The organism is Mesorhizobium sp. WSM4935 (genome assembly GCF_029625735.1).
Classification (GTDB): domain Bacteria; phylum Pseudomonadota; class Alphaproteobacteria; order Rhizobiales; family Rhizobiaceae; genus Mesorhizobium.
In genome coordinates this window covers 694,424-718,561 of sequence record NZ_JARTVR010000003.1, presented here as the reverse complement: position 1 = coordinate 718,561, position 24,138 = coordinate 694,424, and the positions used below count along the sequence as shown (strand labels likewise).

The 24,138-nt window shown below is 64.5% G+C and carries 18 protein-coding genes; 8 read left to right on the top strand and 10 right to left on the bottom strand.

Going from position 1 to position 24,138, the window contains the following annotated elements; translation table 11 throughout:
* Nucleotides 1-13: 13 nt before the first annotated feature.
* The 5 genes from P9273_RS11560 to P9273_RS11540 form a co-directional block, all read right to left on the bottom strand.
* Nucleotides 14-754, bottom strand: coding sequence for an NUDIX hydrolase (locus tag P9273_RS11560; RefSeq protein WP_278048992.1), 741 nt, complete (start codon nucleotides 752-754; stop codon nucleotides 14-16).
* Nucleotides 755-842: 88 nt separating this feature from the next.
* Nucleotides 843-1,289: a DUF983 domain-containing protein gene (locus P9273_RS11555; RefSeq protein WP_278048991.1), complete on the bottom strand. Its 447-nt coding sequence runs from the start codon at nucleotides 1,287-1,289 to the stop codon at nucleotides 843-845.
* Nucleotides 1,289-3,598 carry a ribonuclease R gene (gene rnr, locus P9273_RS11550; RefSeq protein WP_278048990.1) on the bottom strand — a complete coding sequence of 770 codons (2,310 nt, stop codon included), beginning with the start codon at nucleotides 3,596-3,598 and terminating at the stop codon, nucleotides 1,289-1,291. The genes P9273_RS11555 and rnr overlap by 1 nt, the downstream gene beginning before the upstream one ends.
* 6 nt (nucleotides 3,599-3,604) lie before the next feature.
* On the bottom strand, nucleotides 3,605-6,172 hold the full coding sequence (gene topA, locus P9273_RS11545) for a type I DNA topoisomerase (RefSeq protein WP_278048989.1): 2,568 nt from the start codon (nucleotides 6,170-6,172) through the stop codon (nucleotides 3,605-3,607).
* A gap of 277 nt (nucleotides 6,173-6,449) precedes the next feature.
* Nucleotides 6,450-6,827, bottom strand: coding sequence for a COG4315 family predicted lipoprotein (locus P9273_RS11540; protein ID WP_278048988.1), 378 nt, complete (start codon nucleotides 6,825-6,827; stop codon nucleotides 6,450-6,452).
* Between the two features lie 164 nt (nucleotides 6,828-6,991).
* On the opposite strand from P9273_RS11540, the gene P9273_RS11535 reads away from it, so the two are divergent.
* Complete coding sequence (locus P9273_RS11535; RefSeq protein WP_278048987.1) at nucleotides 6,992-7,738, top strand: cytochrome c biogenesis CcdA family protein; 747 nt, start codon at nucleotides 6,992-6,994, stop codon at nucleotides 7,736-7,738.
* Between the two features lie 142 nt (nucleotides 7,739-7,880).
* Nucleotides 7,881-9,251: a bifunctional UDP-N-acetylglucosamine diphosphorylase/glucosamine-1-phosphate N-acetyltransferase GlmU gene (gene glmU / locus P9273_RS11530; RefSeq protein ID WP_278048986.1), complete on the top strand. Its 1,371-nt coding sequence runs from the start codon at nucleotides 7,881-7,883 to the stop codon at nucleotides 9,249-9,251.
* A gap of 4 nt (nucleotides 9,252-9,255) precedes the next feature.
* On the opposite strand, the gene P9273_RS11525 is transcribed toward glmU, so the two are convergent.
* The gene (locus tag P9273_RS11525) at nucleotides 9,256-9,630 is read right to left on the bottom strand and encodes an ADP-ribosylation/crystallin J1 (protein ID WP_278048985.1); all 375 of its coding nucleotides are present in this window, start codon (nucleotides 9,628-9,630) and stop codon (nucleotides 9,256-9,258) included.
* A 340-nt stretch (nucleotides 9,631-9,970) separates the two neighbouring features.
* On the opposite strand from P9273_RS11525, the gene glmS reads away from it, so the two are divergent.
* Together glmS and P9273_RS11515 are read left to right on the top strand one after the other, a co-directional pair.
* Entirely contained in the window at nucleotides 9,971-11,794 is a 1,824-nt protein-coding gene (gene glmS / locus P9273_RS11520) for a glutamine--fructose-6-phosphate transaminase (isomerizing) (RefSeq protein ID WP_278048984.1), read from the top strand.
* 107 nt (nucleotides 11,795-11,901) lie between these two features.
* Nucleotides 11,902-12,657 carry a DUF502 domain-containing protein gene (locus tag P9273_RS11515; protein WP_040995587.1) on the top strand — a complete coding sequence of 252 codons (756 nt, stop codon included), beginning with the start codon at nucleotides 11,902-11,904 and terminating at the stop codon, nucleotides 12,655-12,657.
* Here the strand turns inward: P9273_RS11515 and recG are convergent.
* Entirely contained in the window at nucleotides 12,609-14,717 is a 2,109-nt protein-coding gene (gene recG / locus P9273_RS11510) for an ATP-dependent DNA helicase RecG (protein ID WP_278048983.1), read from the bottom strand. The two genes, P9273_RS11515 and recG, sit on opposite strands and share 49 nt — an antisense overlap.
* Nucleotides 14,718-14,810: 93 nt before the next feature.
* Between recG and P9273_RS11505 the strand changes: the two genes are divergently transcribed.
* The 3 genes from P9273_RS11505 (at nucleotide 14,811) to P9273_RS11495 (ending at nucleotide 20,198) form a co-directional block, all read left to right on the top strand.
* Complete coding sequence (locus P9273_RS11505) at nucleotides 14,811-15,098, top strand: FAD assembly factor SdhE (RefSeq protein ID WP_040995585.1); 288 nt, start codon at nucleotides 14,811-14,813, stop codon at nucleotides 15,096-15,098.
* Between the two features lie 13 nt (nucleotides 15,099-15,111).
* Nucleotides 15,112-18,609 carry a transcription-repair coupling factor gene (gene mfd, locus P9273_RS11500; RefSeq protein WP_278048982.1) on the top strand — a complete coding sequence of 1,166 codons (3,498 nt, stop codon included), beginning with the start codon at nucleotides 15,112-15,114 and terminating at the stop codon, nucleotides 18,607-18,609.
* A gap of 215 nt (nucleotides 18,610-18,824) precedes the next feature.
* Entirely contained in the window at nucleotides 18,825-20,198 is a 1,374-nt protein-coding gene (locus P9273_RS11495; protein ID WP_278048981.1) for a class II 3-deoxy-7-phosphoheptulonate synthase, read from the top strand.
* 91 nt (nucleotides 20,199-20,289) lie between these two features.
* Here the strand turns inward: P9273_RS11495 and P9273_RS11490 are convergent, their stop codons facing one another.
* On the bottom strand, nucleotides 20,290-21,870 hold the full coding sequence (locus tag P9273_RS11490; protein ID WP_278048980.1) for an ArnT family glycosyltransferase: 1,581 nt from the start codon (nucleotides 21,868-21,870) through the stop codon (nucleotides 20,290-20,292).
* Between the two features lie 256 nt (nucleotides 21,871-22,126).
* On the opposite strand from P9273_RS11490, the gene P9273_RS11485 reads away from it, so the two are divergent.
* Nucleotides 22,127-22,831, top strand: coding sequence for a hypothetical protein (locus P9273_RS11485; RefSeq protein ID WP_040981447.1), 705 nt, complete (start codon nucleotides 22,127-22,129; stop codon nucleotides 22,829-22,831).
* A gap of 149 nt (nucleotides 22,832-22,980) precedes the next feature.
* Here the strand turns inward: P9273_RS11485 and P9273_RS11480 are convergent, their stop codons facing one another.
* Together P9273_RS11480 and P9273_RS11475 are read right to left on the bottom strand one after the other, a co-directional pair.
* Nucleotides 22,981-23,748 (bottom strand): RES family NAD+ phosphorylase, encoded by a 768-nt coding sequence (locus P9273_RS11480; RefSeq protein ID WP_278048979.1) that lies wholly within the window; start codon nucleotides 23,746-23,748, stop codon nucleotides 22,981-22,983.
* Nucleotides 23,708-24,085 carry an MbcA/ParS/Xre antitoxin family protein gene (locus P9273_RS11475; RefSeq protein ID WP_278048978.1) on the bottom strand — a complete coding sequence of 126 codons (378 nt, stop codon included), beginning with the start codon at nucleotides 24,083-24,085 and terminating at the stop codon, nucleotides 23,708-23,710. The genes P9273_RS11480 and P9273_RS11475 overlap by 41 nt, the downstream gene beginning before the upstream one ends.
* Nucleotides 24,086-24,138 lie beyond the last annotated feature (53 nt).

The following is a 24,138-nucleotide window of genomic DNA, read 5'->3' as shown; positions in this document are numbered from 1 at the left end:
AAATGCTCTGCTTCTAAAGGACTTCGCGGACAAAGCGGTTGCGGACGAGCCGGAAGAACGGCACCGCGCCCCCCGGCCGCAGCAAGGGATCGTCGGCAAGCCGGCCTTCCAGTTCTTCCAGGATCATGCCGGTAATGTCAGGGATGTCGGCCTTGCGGGCATCGGCAAGCGGTAGCCAGACGAGTTCCTCCAGCTCGTTGGTCGGGCCGCCGCCGGGCAGTTCCACGGCAACGTCGTGGCGCCAGGCGCTGAAGAAACGCGTGTCGAAACGGCGCACGCGATTGGGCGGGGTGATGGCGCGGGCGACGAAGCGGAGAACGTCCAGCGAGGGTACCACGCCATGGTCGGCGAAACCCTGCCAGTCGCGCTTCGCGGTCGAGAAGGCGCCTTTGCGGCCGATCAGCAGGCCGGCTTCCTCATAGGTCTCGCGAAGCGCCGACAGGGCGATCGCCCGGGCCCGCGCCGCGCTGGCGCGGCCGGGGCCGGCGACCAGCTTTTTCTCTTCTTCGCCGCATAGAGGCGCGGCGACCGGAATACGGCTGTCCGCGGGATCGGTGCGGCCGCCGGGAAAGACGAACTTTCCGGGCATGAAGGCGTGCCCGGCATGGCGCCTGCCCATCAGCACCAGGACGTCCTTGTCCCGGCGATCGAGCAGAATGAGGGTCGCGGCATCACGCGGACGCAACGCCCGGCCGCTGCGCACGGCCAGGCCTTTATCGAGCTTGTCGACGTCCGCCTTGGTCATTCCTTCCATGCGCTCGACCTAGCGGAAACTTCCTTGACGCGAAAGTGGCTTGCGTGTCGCGGCTTTTGAACCAGGGCCGACAGCGGTGCACCCTGGCTTATGAATGGCTTTCGAAGTCGTCCTTCTCACCGCCGAAGCCGTGCATATAGAGCGCCCATTGCAGGCCGATGACGGCGCCCTTGACCGGCTGCAGCAGCGCGACGGCCAGAACAATGGTCAGCGGCACCCAGATCAGCGCGTGCTGCCAGGTCGACAGCGTCGACGTGGCCTCGGCGGCCATGAAGCCGCCAAGCACGATATGGCCGACAATAACGATGACCAGATAAGCGGGCAGGTCGTCCGCACGATGGTGGTGCAGCTCCTCGCCGCAGATCTCGCACTTGTCCACGGGCTTCACGAAGGCGCGGAACAGCTTTCCCTTGCCGCAATGCGGGCAGCGACCAAGCAAGCCGCGCTTCATCGCCGTCCACAGCGGACGAGCGACCCGGCCCGAATGATGCTCGCCGCCGAAAACCTGTTCTTCCACCTGGAAATTGCCTGGCATTACCGTCTCCTGCCGCGCGGACCGACGCGCGGTTGCGACGCGCGGGCGCGGCCTTTGGCCTTGTGGAACGACCGCCTCGAGCCGGGCAGGGGCTTCGGGTCGGTCAGCATCTCGAAACGCATCGCGCCGGCCATCGGCGCGACCTCGACCAGCCGGACTTCGACGCGGTCGGCAAGCTGATAGCCTCTGCCGGTGCGTTCGCCGTAAAGCGATCGGGCGGTTTCGTCATAGATATAGTAATCGCCGCCCAAACTTGACACCGGGATAAAACCGTCGGCGCCGTACTGCGGCAATTGGACAAAAAGTCCCGCCTTGGTGACGCCGGAAATGCGCGCGTCGAACGTATCGTTGACGCGCTCGGCGAGATAGGCGGCGATCAGCCGGTCGACAGTGTCGCGCTCGGCGGCCATGGCACGGCGCTCCGTGGCCGAGATCAGCGCGGCGACCTCTTCCAGCCGGTCCGCCTCCTGTTGCGTCAGGCCGCCGGAGCCCAGACCAAGTGCCGCAATCAGCCCCCGGTGCACGACCAGATCGGCATAACGGCGGATCGGCGAGGTGAAATGCGCGTAGCGCCTGAGGTTGAGGCCGAAATGGCCGATGTTCTTCGGCGAATATTCGGCCTGGCTCTGCGAACGCAGCACCACTTCGTTGACCAGCGCCTCGTTGTCGGCGCCGCGCACCCGCTCCAGAATGCCGTTGAACTGGCTGGGCCGCATCTGCGCGCCGCGCGCTAGGGACAGGCTAAGCGTTGCCAGGAAGTCGCGCAGCGATTCCTGCTTGGCGAGCGATGGCGCGTCATGAATGCGGTAGACGAGCGGCTCTTTCTTGCCCTCCAAGGTCTCTGCGGCCGCGACATTGGCCTGGATCATGAACTCCTCGATGAGCTTATGCGCGTCGAGGCGCTCCGGCACGACCACGCGGTCGACGGTGCCGTCCGGCTTCAACAGGATCTTGCGCTCCGGCAGGTCGAGCTCCAGCGGCTGGCGGGCGTCGCGGCCGCGTTTCAGCACGGCATAGGCGTCCCAGAGCGGCTTCAGGACGCTGTCGAGGATCGGCCGCGTCTTGTCGTCGGGCATGCCGTCGATCGCGGCCTGCGCCTGCGGATAGGCGAGCTTGGCCGCCGACTTCATCATGACGCGATGGAAGGAGTGCCTGAGCTTGCGGCCTTCCGAGGAGAAGGTCATGCGCACGGCGATGGCCGGCCGGTCCTCGCCCTCGCGCAGCGAGCAGAGGTCGTTCGAGATGCGTTCGGGCAGCATCGGCACGACCCGGTCCGGGAAATAGACCGAATTGCCGCGCTTCAGGGCCTCGCGATCGAGCGGCTTTCCGTAGCGCACATAGGCCGCGACATCGGCGATCGCCACGGTCACAACGACGCCGCCGGGATTCTTCTCGTCCGGATCGGGCGTGGCGAAGACGGCGTCGTCATGGTCCTTGGCGTCGGCCGGATCGATGGTCACCAGCGGCAGGTCGCGCCAATCCTCGCGGTGATCGAGCGTCGCCGGTTTCACCGCTTCGGCCTCGGCGATCACGTCCGCCGGAAAGACATGGGGAATGTCGTGGGCGTGGATGGCGATCATCGAGACCGCCTTTTCGCTGGTCAAGGATCCCAGCACCGCCAGCACTTTTGCCCTGGGCAGCCCGTAACGGGATGCCCGCGCCGGCTCGACCTCGACGAGGTCGCCGTTCATTGCGCCGTTCTGGAATTCCTTGTCGACGATCAGCTCCGGCTGGCGCCGTTCGACCGGCTCGATGCGGAAAGTGCCGTCCTTCAGCACGCGGAAAACGCCGAGCACCGCGTCGCTGCGCTTCTCGAAGATCTTCATCACCCGCCCGGTATAGGCAGGGCCTGACGGATCGTCGGTCGGGAAGGTTTTTGCCAGCACGCGGTCGCCGATGCCAGGCACAGGGCCGCTGGCCCCGCGCGAAATGCGGATGGCAATGACAGGTGGAGAACCGGCGCCGGTATATTCGCTCGGATTGGCCAGGAGCACGCCGTCGTCGTCGCGGCCGAAAATATCGAGCACGGCGACGTGAGGCACGGCGCCAGCGCGGCTGAGGCGCTTGCGCTCCTTGGTCAGCAGACCCTCATCCTGCAGATCGCGCAGCATGTCTTTCAGCCAGACGCGATCCTGACCGCGCAGCGCAAAGGCCTTGGCGATTTCGCGCTTGCCGGAGCGATCCGGATTCTCGGCGATGTAGCGCAGGATCTCGTCGCGCGAGGGCCGGTAATCGTCCTTGACCACCTTGGCCCTCGTGTCGGCGTGGCGCGGATCGCCGTGGCTTCTTCCGGAGATCCTGCGCGGCACGTCCTGCTACCCCTTCTTCGCCGCCCTGCGGAAGGGCTTCTTGCCGCCTCCGCCCTTGGCTTCCTTTTCGGCGATCAGGGCGAGCGCCTCTTCCATCGTCACCGATTGCGGGTCCTTGCCCTTGGGCAGCGTCGCATTGACCTTGCCGTAATTGACATAGGGCCCATAGCGGCCGTCGCGCACGACGATCTTGCCACCGCCGTCGGGATGGTCGCCAAGCTCCTTCAGCGCCGCCGGCGTGGCGCCGTTGCGGCCAGCCTTGCCCTTCTGCTGCTTCTCGGCGATCACCGAGACGGCGCGATTCAGGCCGATCGAGAACACGTCCTCGATGCTCTCCAGATTGGCATAGGTGCCGTCATGCAGCACGAACGGGCCGTAGCGCCCGAGGCCGGCCGAGATCATCTTGCCGGTTTCGGGATGTTTTCCGACATCGCGCGGCAGGGCCAGCAGCGCCAGCGCCTTCTCATGGTCGATCGACTCGGGCGTCCAGCCCTTGGGCAGGCTGGAGCGCTTGGCATCCTTGCCTTCGCCGCGCTGGATATAGGGGCCGAAACGGCCGCTCCTCAGGGTGATTTCCTCGGCCGTGTAAGGGTCCTTGCCGAGCAGCTTGACGCCGTCCTCGCCATTGCCGTTCTCGCCATTGGGGTTGGCGGCGTCGCCGAGCTGGCGGGTGTAGGAGCATTCCGGATAGTTCGAGCAGCCGACGAAGGCACCGAACTTGCCGAGCTTCAGCGAGAGATTGCCGGTGCCGCATTTCGGGCAGATGCGCGGATTGGAACCATCCTCGCGCTCGGGGAAGACAAGCGGCGCGAGTTCTTCATTGAGCGCATCGAGCACGTCGGCGACGCGCAGTTCCTTGATGTCGTCGACGGCGCCGGAGAAATCCTTCCAGAAGTCGCGCAGGACGTCCTTCCAGGCGAGCTTGCCGTCGGAAATCTCGTCGAGCTTCTCCTCGAGCGAGGCGGTGAAATCATATTCGACATAGCGCTCGAAGAAACTTTCCAGAAAGGCCGAGAGCAGCCGGCCCTTGGCCTGCGGCACCAGCTTGCGCCGGTCGATGGTGACATAGTCGCGATCCTCGAGCGTCTTCAGGATCGCGGTGTAGGTCGACGGCCGGCCGATGCCCAGCTCTTCCAGCTTCTTGATCAGCGAGGCCTCGGAATAGCGCGGCGGCGGCTCGGTGGTGTGCTGGGTGGCGTTGATCGCCTGACGGGCGAGCTGCTCGCCGGAGCGGATCTCGGGCAGGCGGCGGCTTTCCTCGTCCTCCGCGTCCTCGTCCTTCTGGTCCGTGTAGGCGGCGATGAAGCCATCGAAACGGACTACCGAGCCGATCGCGCGCAGCTCCGCGGTGCGGGCGCCGTTGGCGGCCTCGATCTCGACCGTGGTGCGCTCGATTTCGGCAGGCTGCATCTGGCTGGCGATGGCGCGCTTCCAGATCAGCTCGTAGAGGCGGGCCTGATCGGCGTCGAGATATTGCCGAACGGAAGCCGGCGTGCGCTTGAAATCGGTCGGGCGGATCGCCTCGTGGGCTTCCTGGGCGTTCTTGGCCTTGACCGAATAGTAGCGCGGCTTCTCCGGCAGGTATTTTGCGCCGAACTCGCTGACGATGGCGTTGCGGGCGGCCTCGATCGCCTCCGGCGCCATCTGCACGCCGTCGGTACGCATATAGGTGATGAGGCCAGCGGTCTCGCCGCCGACATCCATGCCCTCATAGAGCTTTTGCGCGACCTGCATGGTGCGGTTGGCCGAGAAGCCGAGCCGCGAAGAGGCGGCCTGTTGCAGTGTCGAGGTGGTGAAGGGCGGCGCCGGATTGCGCTTGGTGGGCTTGGCTTCGACCGACAACGCCTTGAAGGTCGCGCCCTCGAGCATCGCCTTGATGTCATCGGCCTGCGCCTTGTTGGCGATGTCGAGCTTCTGCAGCTTCTTGCCGGCATAGGCGGTCAGCCGCGCCTCGAAACTGTCGTTGCGCGGCGTGTCGAGGATGGCTGCGATCTGCCAGTATTCCTCGCGGATGAAGCGCTCGATCTCGGATTCGCGATCGCAGACGAGGCGCAGGGCCACCGACTGCACGCGGCCGGCGGAACGGGCGCCCGGCAGCTTGCGCCACAGCACCGGCGACAGCGTGAAGCCGACGAGATAGTCGAGCGCGCGGCGGGCGAGATAGGCATCGACCAGCGGCGCGTCGATCTGGCGCGGATTGGCCATCGCATCGAGCACCGAGGCCTTGGTGATGGCGTTGAAGACGACGCGGCTGACCGGCTTGTCCTTCAGCGCGCGCTTCTGCTTCAGGACTTCCAGCACGTGCCAGGAAATGGCCTCGCCCTCGCGATCCGGGTCGGTTGCGAGGATCAGGCCGTCGGCATCCTTGACCGCCTTGGCGATGTCGGCGAGACGCTTGCCGGACGCGGTGTCTACCGACCAGGACATGGCGAAATCCTCGTCGGGCCGCACCGAGCCGTCCTTGGCCGGCAGATCGCGGACATGCCCGAACGAGGCCAGAACCTTATAGTTCTTGCCCAGATATTTGTTGATTGTCTTCGCCTTGGCCGGCGATTCGACGACGACGACGTCCATGAGGTCTCTTAATCAGCTGTGAGGTGGCGGAAGAGCTCCGCGACGCACGACGAAATCCCACTCTTTTCGTCGCTCACATGGCCGTGCTTTTGCAATCGGTCAAGGGGAAGCGGCCAATTTGGGAAGCGGCCGCGGACGATACACTCTTAGAGTGTATGGCAAAGATCACATTTTTTGGGGATGACGGGGTTCGCGCCTCGAACCGGGCGGACAACCGGTAAAGACGACCGGCTGCCGGATCAAGGGAGCCGGCAGCCGGAGCGTCAACAGCGTGAGTTCAGTCGGCCTTGACCACGTGCCAGGCGCCGGCGACGCCTTCCCCCGTCATGTCGCCGGCCTTCTTGTCCTTGACGAAGGTATAGACCGGCTTGCCATCATAGGCCCACATCTTGGTGCCGTCGGTACGGTCGACGACCGTCCATTCGTCGTCGGCCTTGGCGCCTGCCTCGGCCTTCAGCGGCGGCCAGTTGGCGGCGCATTTGTCGTAGCAATTGGACTTGCCCTTCTCGTCCTCGTCGAAGGTGTAGAGCGTCATGCCCTTGGCGTCGGTGTAGATCTTGGTGCCACCGACTTCGGCTTCCTTCCACGCTTCGGCGGCCTGGGATGCGGCGGTGCCGAGCAGAAGGACGGCAAGCCCGAGTGCAATCGATTTCATGATAAATCTCCCTGAAACAAGCGCGGCAGTCGCGCGCTCATTCGGTCAACGCGTTAGGAAGCCTGTTTCTTCCGGCTGCGAAGCGGCGACGTGCCACACAATGGTGATTGGCAGGCGCGCGCTCGCATCGCTATATCAACGCCTGCACAATCGGAACTCATTGGATGGCATTGGACATCGGCTATGTCAGCGCGGTCGGGGCAGGGGCGATCTCGTTCCTGTCGCCTTGCGTGCTGCCGCTGGTGCCGCCCTATCTCTGCTACATGGCCGGCGTTTCGGTCGAGGATTTCCGGGGCAATCAGAGCGTCACAGCGAAGGAAGGCGCTCGCGGCGCGCTGCTTTATGCCTCCTTAGCCTTCGTGCTCGGCTTCTCCACCGTCTTCGTCGCGCTCGGCGCCGGCGCCTCGACCATCGGGCGGCTGCTGCGTGTCTGGCAGGAACCGCTGGCGATGGCGGCGGGCGCGCTGATCATCATCATGGGCCTGAACTTCCTCGGCATCCTGCGCATTCCGCTTTTGTCGCGCGAGGCGCGCTTCCAGTCGCAGGGCAAGCCGGCCAACATGGTTGCAGCCTATGTCATGGGGCTTGCCTTCGCCTTCGGCTGGACGCCTTGCATCGGCCCGGTGCTGGGGCCGATCCTGACTTTGGCCGGCGGGCGCGAGACGGTGGGCGAGGGCGCGCTGCTGCTTGCCGCCTATTCGCTCGGCCTCGGCATCCCGTTCCTGATCGCGGCGCTGTTTTCCGGCGCCTTCATGCGCTTCCTCGGCAAGTTCCGCGTCCATCTCGGCCGCGTCGAGAAGGCGATCGGCGCGCTGCTGGTCGTCGCCGGGGTGTTTTTCCTCACCGGCGGCGTACAGAGCGTTTCGTACTGGCTGCTGGAGAATTTCTGGGTGCTGGGAAGGCTGGGATAGTCTTCATGCGCGCGGATCGAACTGTGGACCTGCTGATTAAAAGTCAGCTGCTCCGTCACCTCACCGGAATTTAACCGCATTGGTGCAGCATCACGCGGCTGCTAGTATGCGTTGATTTAAGCTTTCACATGGTTGTCCTTAAATGAGCCAGAGATCCTGCCTGTCCGTCATCCTCGCCGCGGGCGAAGGCACGCGCATGAAAAGCGCGATGCCCAAGGTGCTGCACGCCATTGCCGGCTTGCCGATGGTCGCGCATGTCGTGAAGGCGGCCGAGGCGGCTGGGGCTACCGGCCTGGCGCTGGTGATCGGCCACGGCGCCGACGAGATGCGCAAGGCGGCGCAGAAATTCGCACCGAAGGCGGACACTTTCGTGCAGGAGAAGCGGCTCGGCACTGCGCATGCCGTTCTCGCCGCTCGCGAAGCAATATCAAAGGGTTACGACGACATCCTTGTCATGTTCGGCGATACGCCTCTGATCGATGCGCAGGCGCTGGCCGCCGCGCGGCAGAAGCTCGCGGAAGGTGCCGCCGTCGCCGTCATCGGCTTCCGCCCGCCAAACCCGGCCGGCTACGGCCGTTTGATCGAAAAGGGCGGCCGGCTCGTCGCCATCCGCGAGGAAAAAGACTGCTCCGACGAGGAAAAGAAGATCGGCTTCTGCAATGCCGGCATGATGGCGGTGGCGGGCAAGCATGCGCTTCGGCTGCTCGATAAGGTCGGCAACAAGAATGCCAAGGGCGAATTCTACCTGACCGACATCGTCGAGATCGCCAGCGCCGAAGGGCTCGACGTTGTAGCCACCGAGGCAAGCTTCGAAAATGCGCTGGGCATCAACAACCGGGCCGAGCTTGCCGAGGCGGAAGCGATCTGGCAGGCGCGCCGGCGGCGCGAGGCGATGCTGTCCGGAGTTACGCTGATCGCGCCCGAAACCGTCTATTTCTCGCATGATACCGAGATCGGCGCCGACACGATCGTCGAGCCTAATGTCTGGTTCGGGCCGGGCGTCAGAATCGCATCGGGCGCCAAGATCCACGCCTTCAGCCATATCGAGGGCGCAACGATCGCGTCCAATTGCGACGTAGGGCCGTTCGCGCGGCTGCGGCCGGGCGCCGATCTTCGACACAAGGCAAAGGTCGGCAATTTCTGCGAGGTCAAGCAGGCGACGATCGAGGAGGGCGCCAAGGTCAACCACCTGACCTATATCGGCGATGCGCGCGTGGGGGCGGCGGCAAATATCGGCGCCGGCACCATCACCTGCAATTATGACGGCTATTCGAAATTCTTCACCGATATCGGCGAGGGCGCCTTTGTCGGCTCGAATTCCGCGCTGGTGGCGCCGGTCTCGATCGGCAAGGGCGGGTACATCGGTTCCGGCAGCGTGATCACCGAAAGCGTGCCCGACGACGCGCTGGCCTTCGGCCGCGCTCGTCAGAAGACGATCCCGGGCAAAGGCAAGGAGTTGCGCGAGCGCTTCGCCTCGGCCGCCGCGGCAAGGAAGAAGGCAGCGGCGGAATAGCGTTTCAGGCGGTGCTTTCGGTGGTTTTGCCGAAGGCCGCCGTCACCTCGATCTTGCCGACGATCGCCTTGTTGAATTGAGGCAGGTCCTCGGCGGGTATCCAGTATTCGAGATGCGCTTTGCTGCCGGCGTGCTCGATTCGGTAGCCATCCAGAAAGCTTCTCAGAACCTCGAACCGGGTAACGAAGCCGGAGCCGCTCGTCGGAACGTTCCAGTCGCGGGCGATCTGGACCGCATAGGCTTCGGTGAGCACGGGATAGAAAATCGGCTGATCGGGCAGGCGCGGTGGAAATTCGCGCATGCCCGAAGCCTTGATCAGTTCCAGTTCCTTCGGTCCGACCGGACGCCAGAGCGTTACGGTATCCTTCGTTTGGCTCATAGATCGAATAAGCGCCTAAAGTCGGGCCAAAGACAAGCCGCCAGGGAGCGGGCACATCCGCCAACAGGTGGGGCTCTATATGTCAACGGCTGTGTGGTGCTCATCGTTCGAAGGATGACATGCTCGAGCCACAACTAGTTAAATGGTGGTGAGAGCTGGCAAGCTGTGGATGCGACAAGACGAGCAGTTGCGGTAACCGGATTGCAAGGACGATTTGAGAATGTCCATCTGTTCAAGAGCGTTCCCGGTGACACGGAACGAAACGCAAAGTGACTTTCGCGGCAGGCCGGCAACCCCTAGATAACGCCGGGTTTTCCGCTGGGATTCGGGGGCAAGCGCCATGTGCGGTATCGTTGGAATCGTCGGCCGAAGCCAAGTCGCGCCGCTCATCGTCGACGCGCTGAAGCGGCTTGAATATCGCGGCTACGACTCGGCCGGTGTCGCCACCATCGAGAAGGGCGAGCTCGGAAGGCGCCGCGCCGAAGGCAAGCTCATCAACCTCGAACGCCGGCTGAAGGACGAGCCGCTCGACGGCACGATCGGCATCGGCCACACGCGTTGGGCGACGCATGGCGTTCCCAACGAGACCAATGCGCATCCGCATTTTTCCAAAGGCGTCGCCATCGTCCACAACGGCATCATCGAGAATTTCGCCGAACTGCGCGACGAGCTCACCCGGGACGGCTACTCTTTCGCTTCGCAGACCGATACCGAAGTCGTCGCGCATCTGGTGGCGCGCGAACTCGCCAGGGGGCTGAAGCCGGTCGAAGCCGCGCACCACGCGCTGAGGCGGCTGCACGGCGCATTCGCTCTGGCGATCATGTTCACGGGGGACGAGGACCTGATCGTCGGCGCCCGCAATGGTCCGCCTTTGGCCGTCGGCCATGGCGAAGGCGAGATGTTTTTGGGCTCGGACGCGATCGCGCTGGCGCCGTTCACCAATGCGGTCACCTATCTGGAAGACGGCGACTGGGCGGTCGTGCGTCGCAATGGCGTTAGCATCTACGACATCGACGGCAACAAGGTCGATCGCAAGCGCCAGCAGTCACTGTCGACCAGCTTCATGGTCGACAAGGGCAACCGCCGGCATTTCATGGAAAAGGAAATCCATGAGCAGCCGGAGGTGATCTCGCACACATTGGCGCACTATGTGGATTTCGTTTCCGGCAAGTCGAAGCCGCTCGCGCTGCCCTTCGACTTCGCCAGCATCGGCCGGCTGGCGCTTTCGGCCTGCGGCACCGCCTATCTCGCCGGGCTGATCTCGAAATATTGGTTCGAGCGCTATGCGCGATTGCCGGTCGATATCGATGTCGCCTCCGAGTTCCGCTACCGCGAGATGCCGCTTTCGGCCAATGACGCGGCCTTCTTCATCTCGCAGTCGGGCGAGACCGCCGATACGCTGGCTTCGCTGCGCTATTGCCGCAAGGCCGGCATGAAGATCGGCGCTGTGGTCAATGTGCGCGAATCGACCATGGCGCGCGAATCCGATGTCGTGCTGCCCACACTTGCCGGCCCGGAGATCGGCGTCGCCTCGACCAAGGCTTTTACCTGCCAGCTTTCGGTCTTGGCTGCGCTTGCCGTCCGCGCGGGCGTGGCGCGCGGCACGATCTCGCCCGATCAGGAAAAGCAGCTGGTGCGCGAGCTTTCCGAAGCGCCGCGCTACGCCACCCAGGTACTGAAGCTCGACGAGCAGATCGAGCGCATCTCGCGCGAGCTGTCGCGCTACAAAGACGTGCTCTATCTCGGCCGCGACACGAACTTCCCGTTGGCCATGGAAGGCGCGCTGAAGCTCAAGGAAATTTCCTACATCCACGCCGAAGGCTATGCCGGCGGCGAATTGAAGCACGGGCCGATCGCGCTGATCGACGAGAACATGCCGGTGATCGTGATCGCGCCGCACGACCGCATCTTCGAAAAGACGGTGTCGAACATGCAGGAAGTGGCGGCCCGCGGCGGCAAGATCATCCTGATCACCGACAAAAAGGGCGCGGCGCAGGCCGGCATCAAGACGATGGAGACGATCATCCTGCCCGAGGTGCCGGAGATCATCGCGCCGATCATCTACGCGCTACCGATCCAGATGTTGGCCTATTTCACCGCGGTGTTCATGGGCACCGACGTCGACCAGCCGCGCAATCTGGCGAAGTCCGTGACGGTAGAATAGCGGAGTATGCAGCCTTCTTAGGAAGGGCACTCTTTAAAAACTTCGCAGTTCCAAACCGGCTCGCGGTTCACTAATCTCAGCGTTGCAACCTGCGCCGCGGTGAACCCATGTCCGACGCCCTGAAGACCTCTGGCATGACCCGGCTGAGGAATTATTTCCTGACGGGGTTCATCGTCTGCGCGCCGCTGGCGATCACGGCTTATATCGCCTGGTCGCTGATCGGCTGGGTCGATTCCTGGGTGAAGCCTTACATCCCGGTCCGCTACAATCCGGACACCTACCTGCCGTTCCCGGTTCCGGGCTTCGGCCTGATCGTGGCACTGGTGCTGATCACGCTGATCGGCTTCCTGGCGGCGAATATCGTCGGCCGCGCGATCGTCAATTTCGGCGAGCGGCTGCTGGGCCGCATGCCGCTGGTGCGCGGCATCTATGGCTCGCTGAAGCAGATTTTCGAGACCGTGCTGTCGAACAAGGGCGACATGTTCCGCCAGGTCGGGCTGGTCGAATATCCGCGCAAAGGCGTCTGGTCGCTGGTTTTCGTCGCCAGCGAGAAGGAAACCGAGATCAACCAGAAACTCGACCGGGAAGGCGATCCGCTGATCGCGGTGTTCATGCCTTGCACACCCAACCCGACCACCGGCTTCCTGATGTATGTGCACAAATCCGAGATCGTGCCGCTCGACATGTCGATCGAGGACGGGGCCAAGCTGATCGTCTCGGCTGGCATGGTGGCGCCGGAGGTCAAGGCCAAGCTGGTGACTCTCAATGGCGAGCCCGTCGAAGGCGGCCTTGCCAATCCGGCGATCGGCGCCGCTCAGCCGGCGCGCAGCAGCCGCACCGCGTCGTCGCGCCCGAACAGATAAAGCAGCAAGCGCAGTGCCTCGCCGCGCTGGGACTGCAGTTCCGGGTCGCGCGACAGGATCAGCCGCGCATCGTCGCGCGCGGCTTCGAGCAGATCGGCATGGAATTCGAGGCGCGCCACCTGGAAGCCGGGCGTGCCCGATTGCCTTGTGCCCAGCAATTCGCCTTCGCCGCGCAGCTTCAGGTCCTCCTCGGCGATCTTGAAGCCGTCCTCGGTCTCGCGCATCACCGAAAGCCGGCGCTTCGCCGTCTCGCCGAGCGGGTCCTTGTAGAGCAGGACGCAGGATGACGGCTTGTCGCCGCGCCCGACGCGGCCGCGCAGTTGGTGCAACTGGGCAAGGCCGAAGCGTTCGGCATGCTCGATGACCATGATCGTCGCATCCGGCACGTCGACGCCGACCTCGATGACGGTGGTCGCTATCAGGATGCGCGTTTCGCCCTCCTTGAAGGCGCGCATCGCCTCGTCCTTTTCCGCACCCTTCATGCGGCCGTGCACCAGGCCGATCCGGTCGCCGAACAGCGGTTTCAGCGACGCAAAACGGTCCTCCGCCGACATCAGTTTTACTTCCTCGGATTCCTCGACCAGTGGACAGATCCAGTAGATCTTTTGCCCCTCCGCAACTGCGTCACGCATGCGCCCGACCAGTTCGTCCAGCCGCTCCATCGGCAAGGTCACGGTGCGGATCGGCTGCCGGCCGACCGGCTTCTCGGTGAGCTTCGAGACGTCCATGTCGCCAAAGGCGGTCAGTACCAGCGTGCGCGGGATGGGGGTCGCCGTCATCACCAGCATATCCGGCGCGTCGCCCTTGGCGGTGATGGCAAGGCGCTGGTGGACGCCGAAGCGATGCTGTTCGTCGACCACGGCAAGCACCAGGTCGTGGAACGTCACCGTTTCCTGAAACAGCGCATGCGTGCCGACGACAATGTCGATCGCGCCGCTGGCGAGACCTGCAAGCGTCTCTGTGCGTTCGCGGCCCTTCTCGCGCCCGGTAAGGATAGCGGTGCGCAGGCCAGCTTTTTCCGCCAGCGGCGCGATGGTCGCCAGATGCTGGCGCGCCAGGATTTCGGTCGGCGCCATCAGGGCCGCCTGGCCGCCCGCCTCGACAGCGCGCGCCATGGCAAGCAGCGCCACCACCGTCTTGCCGGAGCCAACATCGCCTTGCAGCAGGCGCAGCATGCGTTCGGGATCGGCGAGATCGGCGTTGATTTCGCCAAGCGCGAATTCCTGGCTGGGCGTGAGTTTGTAGGGCAGGGCGGCGCGCAATTTCTCGACGATGCTGCCGTCGCCGATAAGCGGCCGGCCCGACAAGCGGCGGATTCTGGCCCGAACCAGTGCCAGCGAAACCTGACCGGCCAGCAATTCGTCATAGGCAAGGCGCCGCCAGGCCGATCCCTCGACGGCAACGTCGATCGGGTCCTTCGGATAATGGATGCGGGCAAGCGCGTCGCCGAAGGACCGGAAAGTATGGCGGCGCATGAAGGCGTCGTCCTGCCACTCAGGCAACTCCGGCAGACGCCCCAGCGCCTGTCCGATGGCGCGGCGCAGCACCTTTGACGACAGGCCGGCGGTGAGCGGATAGACCGGCTCGACCAGCGGCAGGCCCTCGGCCTCATCGAGCGGCGCGATATGGTCGGGATGGACCATGGTCGGGCGGCCGTTGAACCACTCCATGCGGCCGGAGATCACGACACGTTCGCCCTCGGGAAGCATCTTCTGAAGATAGGCGGCATGGGCATGGAAGAAGGTCAGCGCGACCTCGCCGGTGTCGTCATGAGCGTAAACCCGGTAGGGCACCGACCGGTTGCCGCGCGGCGGCGGTTGATGGCGGTCGACCCGCACTTCGAGCGTGACAATCTGGCCTTCGGCCGACAGCGCGATGCCGGGCCGGTTGCGGCGGTCGATCACCGTGTTGGGCAGCACGAACAAGAGGTCGGCGGCGCGCGCGGCGCGATCGCCGAGATCGGCCGGCACCACGCGTTCGATCAGCAGGCCAACCTTCGGCCCTACGCCGGCAAGCGAGGTGATCGGAACGAATAGGGGATCGAGGATGGTGGGACGCATCCTGTCAGCTTATGTCGCGACGACGGCAGCGCAAAGGCTGACACCGCTCTCTATCCACGCTATATGCGCCGCTTTGGACAGGGATGCGGCGCCATGACCGGAACACAGCGATCGAGCGAGGGGCTGGATGCCCGCCGCCGCAAGCTCCTGTTCCGCTCCTGGCATCGCGGCATGCGCGAGATGGATCTGATCCTTGGCTCCTTCGCCGATGCCGAGATCGGCGCCTTGACCGGCAATGAAATCGACCAATATGAGAGACTTCTCGAAATCCCCGACACCGAATTTCTGCCGATGATCACCGGCGAGCGCCCGGTTCCGCCCGATATCGATTGCGCGGTGCTGCAAAAGATCCTGGCATCGCGCCGGACCATGACATTTTGAAAACCGCCTATTCATGAGCCTCATCCCCACAATCGGCCTGCCCAAGGGCCGCGCCGGCCAGTTCATCGTCGACGGCGTCGCCGACGGCTACGAAGCCTTCGCGCTGGTACAGACCGCGCAGGAGATCGCGCCCGACAAGCCGGTACTGTTCGTCGCGCGCGACGGCCAGCGGCTGCCGGCGATCATCGAGGCGCTCGCCTTTGCGGCGCCCGGCCTGCCGGTGCTGGAACTGCCCGCGTGGGACTGCCTGCCTTACGATCGCGTGTCGCCCGGCGCGGACGCCGCGGCGCGGCGGCTCGACGCGCTTTCCGCCATGATCGCGCTGGCGAAGAAACCGCATCGCGCCGTCATCCTGACCACCGCCAATGCGCTCTTGCAGCGCGTCCCGCCGGCCGATCTGATCGAAGCGCAGACTTTCCACGCCAGGCCCGGCAACCAGATCGACATGAACGCGCTGATCGCGCGTCTGGAGACGTCCGGCTTCGAACGCGTACCGACCGTGCGCGGACTGGGCGAATTCGCGGTGCGCGGCGGCATTCTCGACCTTTTCGCGCCTGGCTGGAGCGAGGCGCTGCGGCTCGATTTCTTCGGCGATACGCTGGAATCGATCCGCGTCTTCGATGTCGCGACCCAGCGCACGACCGGCCAGCGCAAGTCGATGTCGCTGCAGGCGATGAGCGAGGTAGCGCTGACGCCGGAGACGATCAGCCGCTTCCGCCGCTCCTATATCGAAGCCTTTGGCGCGCCATCGCGCGACGACGCACTCTATGCGGCGGTCAGCGAAGGGCGCCGTTTTGCCGGCATGGAGCACTGGCTGCCCTTCTTCTACGAGCGGCTGGAAACGGTGTTCGACTACCTGCCGGACGCGCCTGTGGTCTTCGACCATCTGGCGCACGAGGCGCTGTCGGAGCGGCACAAGCTGATTCTCGACCATTACGAGGCGCGCCGGAAGCAGGCCGACAGCGCGCTGAAGGACGCCGTGCCCTATAAGCCGGTGGCGCCTGATCTGCTTTACCTGTCGCCGGAGAATCTCAAAGCCTCGCTCGGGCCGCGTGAGGATATCGACTTCACCGTGTTCGATGCCCCGGATGTCGGCGGCAAGAAGGTTTTCCATGGCGGCTCCCGGCAGGGCCGCAGTTTCGCCGAGGAGCGCGCCGATCCGAACATCAACGTCTTCGACGTCGTCGTAAAGCACATTGCCGACGAGCGCGCGGCACGCCGCCGCGTCATCGTCGCCGGCTGGACCGAAGGCTCGCTCGACCGGCTCGGGCAAATCCTGGCCGAGCATCATCTCGGCAATCTGAAGACCGTCGCCACGCTTGCCGAAGTCGAAAAGCTCGAGCCCGGGCAAGCGGGACTTGCGGTGCTGCCGCTCGAATCCGGCTTCGAGACGGACGACATGGTCGTCGTCGCCGAGCAGGACATTTTGGGCGACAGGCTGATCCGCCGCTCGAAGCGCAAGAAGAAGGCTTCCGATTTCATCGCCGAGGCCTCGTCGCTGTCCGCCGGCGATATCGTCGTGCATGCCGATCACGGCATCGGCCGCTTCATTGGTCTGCGCACCATCGAGGCGGTGGGAGCGCCGCATGACTGCCTTGAAATCCACTATGCCGGCGACGACAGGCTGTTCCTGCCGGTCGAGAACATTGAGCTTCTGTCGCGCTATGGCTCGGATTCGGCCGAAGCGACGCTCGACAAGCTGGGCGGCGGCGCCTGGCAGGCGCGCAAGGCGCGGCTGAAGAAGCGCCTGCTCGACATGGCCGGGCAATTGATCCGGATCGCCGCCGAGCGGCAAATGCGTTCTGCGCCCGCCATGGTCCCGGCCGAGGGGCTCTATGGCGAGTTCGCCGCGCGTTTTCCGTACGAGGAGACCGACGACCAGCAGACCGCGATCGATGCCGTCATGGACGATCTCGGCGCCGGCAAGCCGATGGACCGGCTGGTCTGCGGCGATGTGGGTTTCGGCAAGACGGAAGTGGCGCTGCGCGCCGCTTTCATCGCGGCCATGGAAGGGTTCCAGGTCGCGGTCGTGGTGCCGACGACCTTGCTGTCGCGCCAGCATTTCAAGACCTTCTCGCAGCGCTTCTCTGGCCTGCCGATCCGCATCGCCCAGGCCTCGCGCCTGGTCGGCTCCAAGGAGCTGGCCGAAACGAAGAAAGGCGTTGCCGAGGGGACGGTCGACATCGTCGTCGGCACGCATGCGCTGCTCGGCAGCTCGATCTCGTTCAAGAATTTCGGCTTGTTGATCATCGACGAGGAGCAGCATTTCGGCGTCAAGCACAAGGAGCGGCTGAAGGAGCTCAAGAACGACGTGCATGTGCTCACGCTTTCGGCGACGCCGATCCCGCGCACGCTGCAGCTGGCGCTGACCGGCGTGCGGGAACTGTCGCTGATCGCCACGCCGCCGGTCGACCGCATGGCGGTGCGCACCTTCATCTCGCCCTTCGATCCGCTGGTGATCCGCGAGACGCTCCTGCGCGAGCGCTATCGCGGTGGCCATTCCTTCTATGTCGTGCCGCGCATCAGCGACCTGGCCGAAATCCATGATTTCCTGAAGGAATCCGTGCCGGAATTGAAGGTCGCGGTCGCCCACGGCCAGATGCCGCCGGGCGAGCTCGACGACATCATGAACGCCTTCTATGACGGCCAGTACGATGTGCTTTTGTCGACCACCATCGTCGAATCCGGTCTCGACATCCCGACCGCCAACACGCTGATCATCCACCGCGCCGACATGTTCGGCCTGGCGCAGCTCTACCAGCTGCGCGGCCGCGTCGGCCGCTCGAAGGTGCGCGCCTACGCGCTGTTCACGCTGCCGGCCAACCGCAAGCTGACCGACACGGCCGAGCGGCGGCTGAAGGTGCTGCAGTCGCTCGATACGCTCGGCGCCGGTTTCCAGCTCGCCAGCCACGATCTTGACATACGCGGGGCCGGCAATCTGCTCGGCGAAGAGCAGTCCGGGCATATCAAGGAGGTCGGTTTCGAGCTTTACCAGCAGATGCTGGAAGAGGCGGTGGCCGAGGTGAAGGACACCGGCGAAGTTCAGGACGGCGGATGGTCGCCGCAGATTGCGGTCGGCACAGCCGTGATGATCCCGGAAAGCTACGTGCCCGACCTGCAGCTCCGCATGGCGCTCTACCGGCGCCTCGGCGACCTCGAAACCACCGAGGAGATCGATGGGTTCGGCGCAGAGCTGATCGACCGCTTCGGGCCGCTGCCGGAAGAGGTGACGCATCTGTTGAAGATCGTCTTCATCAAGGCGCTCTGCCGCAAGGCCAATGTCGAGAAGCTCGATGCCGGCCCCAAGGGCGTGGTCATCCATTTCCGCAAGCGCGAATTCCCCAATCCGGTCGGGCTGGTCAAATTCATCGGCGAGCAGGGGTCGCAGGCCAAGATCAGGGCTGATCACAGCGTCGTCTTCATCCGCGACTGGCCGAATGCGGAGAAGCGGCTCGCCGGCTCGGCCGTGGTGATGACGCAGCTGGCGCGGCTCGTCGAGAAGGCTGCATAACGGCTTTCGCATTGGGCTGCCCGAACAGTTCGAGGCATTCGCCACTGCTGAAATTCCCGGCTAGAATAGGCAGTCGGCTTCGTGTAAGGAGCCGCGACCTCTTATCGGGGCGGGAATGGCGGGCGAGGGCGCTCGCTTGTTTGTTTGACGCGATTTCGGGCACAGAGCCGTTCAGGCTCTTCCGGAATTGCTCTTGAAAGAGTCTGGGTGCAGCGATGACGAAATGGTCGCCGAATTCGTGGAGAGCAAAGCCGATCAAGCAGGTCCCGGCCTATCCGGACCCTGGGGCTTTGCAGGCCACGGAAGCGCGGCTCGCCACCTACCCGCCGCTGGTCTTTGCCGGTGAGGCGCGCAAGCTGAAGAAGCAATTGGCGGCGGTTGCTGCCGGCGAAGCCTTCCTGCTCCAGGGCGGCGACTGCGCCGAGAGCTTCGCCGAGCACGGCGCCGACAACATCCGCGACTTCTTCCGCGTTTTCCTGCAGATGTCGGTGGTGCTCACCTTCGCCGGCGCGCAGCCGGTGGTGAAGGTCGGCCGCGTCGCCGGCCAGTTCGCCAAGCCGCGCTCGTCCGACAGCGAAACCAAGGCCGGCGTGACGCTGCCGAGCTATCGCGGCGACATCATCAACGGCATCGAATTCGACGCCTCCTCGCGCATTCCGGATCCGGCGCGCCAGGAAATGGCGTATCGCCAGTCGGCCGCGACGCTCAACCTCCTGCGCGCCTTCGCACAGGGCGGCTATGCCAGCCTGGAGAACGTGCACCGCTGGATGCTCGGCTTCGTCGCCGACAGCCCGCAGGGAGAAAAATACGAATCGCTCGCCAACCGCATCACCGAGACGATGGATTTCATGCGTGCGGTGGGCATCACGTCCGAAACCAACTTCGCGCTGCGCGAGACCGATTTCTACACCAGCCACGAGGCGCTGCTGCTCGGCTATGAAGAGGCGCTGACGCGCGTCGATTCCACTTCCGGCGACTGGTACGCGACTTCGGGCCATATGATCTGGATCGGCGACCGCACCCGCCAGCCGGACCATGCGCATGTCGAATATTGCCGCGGCATCAAGAATCCGCTCGGCCTGAAATGCGGTCCGTCGCTGACGCCGGATGGTTTGCTGGAACTCATCGACCTGCTCAATCCCGAGAACGAGCCGGGCCGGCTGACGCTGATCGCGCGCTTCGGTTCCGACAAAGTCGCCGAGCACCTGCCGAAGCTGGTGCGGGCGGTGAAGAAGGAAGGCCGCAACGTCGTGTGGTCGTCCGATCCGATGCACGGCAACACGATCGAGGCGGCCGGCTACAAGACGCGTCCGTTCGACCGCATCCTGAAGGAAGTGCAGACCTTCTTCGAGGTGCACCGTGCCGAAGGCACGCATCCGGGCGGCATCCATGTGGAGATGACCGGCAAGAACGTCACCGAATGCACGGGCGGTGCCCGCGCCATCACGGCGGAAGACCTGCAGGACCGCTATCACACCCATTGCGACCCGCGCCTCAATGCCGACCAGGCGATCGAGCTCGCCTTCCTGGTCTCGGACCTGCTCAAGAAGAGCCATTCGGTGCAGCACAAGCAGGCCGCCAACGCCTGAACGAAGCCCGGACGCGCATCATTGGAGGCGCTGGCGGCGACGCCGGCGCCTTTTGACTTCGGTCCGATAAAACTTCAATTCGGATCGCGGGTCATTCTGGATCCGGCGGTCCGGGCGGGTTGCCTGGGAAACTGGCTCTGCCGGGCGGAATGACGGCAAAGCTGATCTCCAGGGGCGGTGCTTTGAGCGACCAGGCGAATGGCACCGTCTTGACCGGCAGGCCGGCGATCCAGGCCTGCTGCAGCGGCGTGAGTTTCCAGCCTGTTGGCCATACGAGCAGCATGCCCTGATCGCGCAGGCGCTGGTCCGTGATCCAGGGGGCAAGGCGCCTGTCGAGAGCCGTGAAGATGGAGGGCTGGTCCGCAGCTTCCAACCCGGCAAGCTGGGCCACGCCGTCCTCGCCGCCGACAATGCCAAGCGGCCCGGGCACCGTCTCATGCCAAATCGCCTCAGCCGTCTGCGAGATCGACCGCGCCGGCCAACACATCGGCTGCAGGCGACCGAGGACGTTGCAGCCGGTCCAGCGGGTCGCCGCATAGGCGCTCGATACGCCGACCACGCAAAGCAGCGCCAGCACCGTCAATCGACGCAATTCCGCGGGTCCCAGTCGCTGGCCCAGGAGCGCGATCGCCAGGGCTCCGACGAGATTGTACATCGTCGCGCCCCAGGACTCCCCGGTGCCGGTAAAGAGCGAGGCGACCATCACCAGGAGCGCCGGCCCCAGGCCCATCCATGCCAGGTAGATTACCGCGCGCCGCTCGGGGGCGGGGTGTGCCGGCGAGAGGTCTTGCACCGGGCTGGGCTGCCGTTGCAAAAGGCCGGAAAGAGCGAGCACGACCGGAACAGCAGCGAGCCCGGCAAGCTGAACGCCGATGTAGTAAAGCCGGGCGCGGTTGGCGAGCACCCAGGCGTTGCGGTGCGCGGCATAGGTCAACGGCAGGAAGTCGAGGCGGACAAGCTCCACCGCCAGCGGCGCCGCGACGCCAAGAAAAACCGCGAGGCCGAGCCACGGCCATGGGGTGGCAAGCCGGCTTCGGGCGCGGGCGTCGTACAAGATCCAGATGCCGCCGAAGGCGAGCAGCAAAGCCGTCGAGAACTTGGCGTAGAGTCCCAGGCCGGAAACGAGGCCGAGGGCGAGCCACCAGCCCGGCCGTCCGTCGCGCACTGAGCGCCATAGCAGCCATGATATGCCGGCCCAGAAAGGCATCTGCGCGTAGTCATGATTGAATTGCGGGGTCGGCCAGCCGAAGAAATAGATCGAGGGCATCAACAGCACGGCGGCGAGCGCGCGGGTCGAGCCCATGATGTCGCGCGCAAGCAGATAGACCAGGACGAAGGTCGTCGAGACCATTAATTGCGACAGCATGTATTGCGGCCAGCGGAACGAGCCGGTCAGGAGATGGCTGATCTCGAGCAGCCAGCACGGGAGCTGCGGGTGCTTGTAGGTCAACAGCGCCCATTCGCGGCCCCACATGAACCCCTCGACGACGTCGCGGGGCGGCCCAACATTGACGATCGCCGGCATGACGGTCCAGCAAGCGATCTGGGCCAGGCATAAAAGCGCCAGCAATCGCCATGGGTGCCGGACCAGGCTGTTCCAGATCGAAGGCAGATTGCCTTCCGCGGCGATTGCCGACGGCCAAAGATGAACGGATTCGCTGGTTCTCGACATGCGGGCCTAAAATCACACGGGTGGACTGCTGAACAGTCCGATAGCAAAAGCTTACGAAAATGTATCCTTCCGCAACATTGTAAAACCAAGATTGCGGCGGAACCCATCGCCGGCGCTTCGGGCAGGACCCGCCGGCTGATCATTGCCTGAGCCGGCCCGCTGTCCGGAGCGCTGCGGTTCCAGGGGCAGGGCATGATGCCGTCCGAAAACCGCTCCACACTTTTCGGCATCATGCTCCAGTCATTCAGGTGCCCCCATGCGTCACCAACACGCCGTCATCCATCACCGTGGGCTCGACTTCTGGTCGGCGCGCGCGGCGGTTCTCGTCATCATCTGCCTGCAGCTTATGGTCATCAACAACCTGTCCTTCGGTCCGCGCTGGCTGGCCCCGACGGTCGAGGCGGCGCTGCTGGCGCCTTTGTCGATCGCAACGGCCTGGACGCAGATGCAGACGCAGAAGGCGGTCGATCATGAGCATTGGTACGCGATCGGTCGGCTGCGCCTCTACATCCGCCGCACGGCATTGATGATGACCGGCGTCATCAGCATCATGAATTGCGGATCGCTGGTCTTCCTGGTGCGGGCGCTGCTGGAAGGGCATGCCGGTGCCGGCACGACGCTGCTCGTCGACGCGCTCAACATCTGGGTCACCAATGTGATTGTCTTTGCTCTGTGGTTCTGGAGCACCGACCGGGGCGGTCCGCCGACCTGCGGCCTGGTCAAGCGCGCGCATGCCGACTTCCTGTTCCCGCAGATGACGTTGCCCGATCGCGAAATACAGGACTGGCTGCCGGGCTTCGTCGACTATGTCTTCCTGGCCTTCACCAACGCCACGGCGTTCTCACCGACCGACACTTTACCGCTCACGCAGCGCGCGAAGCTCTTGATGATGGCCGAAGCGATGATCTCACTGTTGACGATCGCGCTGGTGGCAGCGCGGGCGGTCAACATCCTGGCCTAAACTGTATCGATACTCGGGTGAGGCCGGCCTGCGAATGGCGGCTTCCTGCGCTTCCGGTGCTCACGTACTTTAGGTACGCTCCGCTCCGGTTCTCGGTAGCCACCATTCTTGGCTCGGCCTGACCCGAATCTCGATACAGTTTTCCGGACTCAATGGCTGCGCTCCCAGCGCATGCCGGCGAGCCTCGGATCGGCAAAAGCGGCGCGCGAGAATTCCAGCCTTTTGTCCGGGAATTCGCAGATCGCCTGCAGGCCGAAAGAGCCGATCCGGATGCGCCAGGTCTGCGGCTCCAGCGGCCTAGCCTTAGCAAAGCCCTTGCAGGTCAGCACCGCGATGTTGGCGCCCATGGGATCGCGCACCGAGCGATAGCGGATCGCCTGCATCTCGGCTTCGCGCGCGACATCGGCGATCGCCTGACAGGCGGTGTAATCAGTGGGCTGCGTCCAGGCCTTCTCGTCGCGATCGAGCGGCGGGCGTGTCAGGTCGATCGCGCGGTCGCATTTTACCGCGGCGGCGAAGGCGGTGTATTCCGCAGCGTCGTTCGGCCATGGCGTCGTCGGCGACTCCGCAAAGAACAGCAAGCGGTAGAAGGCCATTTCCGCCACCGCCGTCAGCACCGTCTCGGCGGCATAATAGACGCCCTTGGTCTTGCCGGCGCGGCGGAAGCGCGAACCGTACGGATAGACGGAGCCATAGCGAAAAGGCGTCGCCAAAAGATAGTGGAGGTGGCGGCACTCCAGCGGGATATGCGGTTTGGTGTCCTCGATGAGGTCCTCCAGCAGCGACTGCTCGTCGAGCGTATCGACGAGCTTGAGGGTCGAGACGCGATGCTGCGCCTCGACCATGCGCCAGTGCTTGCCTTCGAGCCTGACGGCCTCAGACGAGAGCGCGCCGGGAGTCCAGGTAGGCAATGACATCGACCAGTCCGGCAATCGTCGGGATTTTCTCAAGCGGCGTGCCGTCGAGCGTGGTGTTGGGGCTCTTCAGCCAGGCGCGGGCAACGGTCTCGTCGCCGCCAACGATGGCGTCGAGCGAGCGGAACAGGCGAACGAAGAGCACCGCCAGCTCGAACGGCTTGGTGCCCCGTTCAAGCAGGAATTCCTGCCGGCGCATGCGCGAGACGGTTGCTTCCGACACGCCGATGATCAAAGCAAGTGTCCTGGCGGTGATGTCGAGCAGATCGGCCGCGCGCAGCGTGGCCTTGGTGATAACGGCGTTTTCGGCCGCCGCCGCGGCCGCGACTGGACGTTGCATGAGCGCACCCTTTCATTTCTGTGGAAAATATAGTCCACAAAAATTCTTCTGGA